The 2896-nt window shown below is 40.5% G+C and carries 2 protein-coding genes; both read right to left on the bottom strand.

Annotated elements, in window-relative coordinates; genetic code table 11:
* Positions 1–424: 424 nt before the first annotated feature.
* Positions 425–1648 carry a glycosyltransferase family 4 protein gene (locus tag V2H45_RS25420; protein WP_330486493.1) on the bottom strand — a complete coding sequence of 408 codons (1224 nt, stop codon included), beginning with the start codon at positions 1646–1648 and terminating at the stop codon, positions 425–427.
* 250 nt (positions 1649–1898) lie between these two features.
* On the bottom strand, positions 1899–2726 hold the full coding sequence (locus V2H45_RS25425; protein ID WP_330486494.1) for a hypothetical protein: 828 nt from the start codon (positions 2724–2726) through the stop codon (positions 1899–1901).
* Between the last annotated feature and the right edge of the window lie 170 nt (positions 2727–2896).

Below are 2896 nucleotides of genomic sequence, written 5' to 3' on the forward strand. Positions count from 1 at the left end.
CTAATTGCTTAACCTATATTTACATATATTGGTATTTCCTTGCCTACCTACTTAGTAGTCATAAAAATCTTATTCAATAATTTTATATCGGTTATGTTGATATGATTAGATGCTGTAATCAAATTTGTATTAGAGACTGTTTGAGAAAGTATAAATACTCATATTTTTTGCTGTTATAGGCAAAGTATGAAGCTGGAAACCCTCATTATTCCGTGACTAAATCTGGCTAAAAGTGGTTCTTCTTGAATTCTCAAACAGGCTCTTAGACAATCGTTATCACTTGAGATAAGGGGATCGTGAAAATCCGACTTCTCAAATAGGATTGAAACCATAATAGATACTGATAATGGAGAATAGAATATTAGAGGAAGTGAAAATAGATAAGAACCTACTTCTAGCGTTATACTTCATATTTAAATTGTTGCTATTTCTTTCCTAAAGTCACTTTTTTAAATAAATGAATCATATCTCTTGCGATCTTGTCAGGCGCAAAATGCTTTTGCGCCTGTTCGCGGGCACTTTGACGAAGTTCTTGTCGGCGGTTTGTTTTTAGATCTGCGATGAGTTGTCGAACCTGTCTCTCAAATGCATCCATATCTCCGGATGGGAAAGAACGGAAGCAATCCCCTTCAACAATTTCCCCAGAACCAACTGCATCGCTTCCCACCACACAAAGACCTCGGCTTAATGCCTCGCTGACGACGATGGGTCCAGGTTCGTACAAACTAGGGACTAATAGAATATCGGCAGAACCATAGGTTGCCATCATCTCAGGGTGAGGTAACTCACCTCGATAACGGGCAGTTTTTGGATTCAACTCTTTAAGATGTCCGCGATAATCAGACCACTGCGTGTATCCCCCAATTACATCAATTTGAATCTGCCCGGCAAGATCGTCGAGTCGATGACTGAGTTCAACAATATACTCTAATCCTTTCCGAAAACTGATGCGCGATATAAATAATAGATTAGTTATGGTTCTATGTGCGCTAGCCTCATCCACAGCAAGAGCTGCTGCTCGATCTTGCATTTTTGTGGGGTGATAGATTACGGCTTGGCGTTCTGGAGAAATATTGTAATCTGCTGCCATTAGCTGATTAAATCTCCAGCTAGGCCCAATGATCAAGGCAGGTTTATCAGCTTGACGTTTTTGTACCCAAACCCGATAGGTATAATATGCTCGCGTAATGTAGTGAACTAAGAAATTTTCTGACTCAAGGGCATAAGCACTTTCGCGACGATGCCAATATAGCTCCCCCGCAGCATGAGAACAGGGATATATCACTACTGGTGGCAGTTTGTCGAGGTTTTGAGCTAGCTTGAAAAGCTCGGTCTGGGAAAATTGAAAAACACAATCATAGGGTTGCTGGGCATGATTTTCGATTAGCTTGTCACACAAACGATTGTAAGCTTTGGTACGAGCGACAGTTCCAGATAAAAAGGCAAGAAAAGAGTTGCGGCTATACCACTTACCCCACTCCCACTGACGTGGTGTTGTCACAAACGTGAGATTGTCAGTGTTTTGGAGTCGTTCGGGTATATCTTCAAAAGAGCAGTAGTAATCAACTTTGAGTCCTTGTTTGAGAAGTCCTTCCAAAAGAAAAACTCCTAGCCCTGATGTACCACTTCCAATCCATGCAATCCTCATTCTTAACCTCCTCTTTTGCCTATTAGGTTTTGTAGCTTTTGTATTCTTTTAAGATACAAGGGCAATTCACGAATTGTCCCTACGATATCTATGCAAAAGAAAGAATCTCTCATGTATCATTTGGGTTCCTATACTTTTTATGTGCGTTATCTTAATAATATGCGAATGGAATTCAAAAGAAAAAATAGAAATTATACGACTATACTTTCTCAAGTGATTAATTGCGCTTTTTTCTGCATCCCTTAGGCTATTAGATATCCACTGTATCATCTATTGAATTTCTAACTAATCGATCTTGATAGTAGCGTTGAGAGGCAATTGTCAAACCCAAAAAGCCCCAGAGTATTACGCCCCCCACGCCAGTAATCGCTGTGCCATTGGCAGGAAGTCGGATTAAACAGGTCGCGATAACAGCACGAGCAGTACCCAAAAAAAGATTAGAGCCACCCTCTGGATGTTGGAACAATTGCATGATCAGTACGACTAATCCACCTGCATAACCAATAACCCCAATCCAACCTAAGCTATAAAGCATGCTTAAAATTGCGTTATCAGAGTTACCTAAACCAATTCCACTGCCTAAAACATTAAAAAGATTTCTTTCAAAGGTGGCATTTAAATTTTCTTGTCTTGCACTAAAGCTGTCATCTTCTTTGACGTTTGATAGTGTTTGAAGACGAGCACCAATTTTCTCGGAAAATGGACCAGAGGCAACTACGGGAATAACTAAAATTGCCATCGCTAAAATGATGACAAATAAGCGCATTTGGTACTTTGCTTTTAAAGAACCGATCAAAATGAGTAAGCCTCCTAGCCAGCCAAGCCAAGCCGATCTTACCAAACTGAGTAAAAAAGCTAAGTAGCCAACCGCTGCTGCGGGAAATCTCAAAAATCCAGAGTCGGTAAATAAGATCATTAGCCCCGCTGCCATAAAAGCCGAAAAAGGTTCGATAGACTGCATTGTGCTAAACAAGCGAAACCCTCCTCCTTCCTTATAATCTCCCTGCCCTGTATTTACCATCCAAAGTACATCCCATCCAGGACTTGTTAAATATTGGTAGACACCGTAGATTCCCATGACGAGTATTCCATAGACAAAAACGCGTTGGGTATTTTTATAGAAGCTGGGAAAATTTTGCCAATTTACCAACAAGTAGAAGCCGAATGCTACAGGGGGAAGCCAGTCTAAAAACTCTCTAGTAGACTACGGCGTAAAAATGTCTACCGTTAAACTGCCAGAGCCTTTCC

Origin of the sequence: Tumidithrix elongata BACA0141, assembly GCF_036349135.1 — a bacterium.
GTDB lineage: Bacteria > Cyanobacteriota > Cyanobacteriia > Pseudanabaenales > Pseudanabaenaceae > Tumidithrix > Tumidithrix elongata.

Excerpts from the sequence above, each read along its gene's own strand:
- V2H45_RS25420 (WP_330486493.1), bottom strand. The coding sequence starts at position 1,648 with ATGAGGATTGCATGGATTGGAAGTGGTACATCAGGGCTAGGAGTTTTT.
- V2H45_RS25425 (WP_330486494.1), bottom strand. The coding sequence starts at position 2,726 with ATGGGAATCTACGGTGTCTACCAATATTTAACAAGTCCTGGATGGGAT.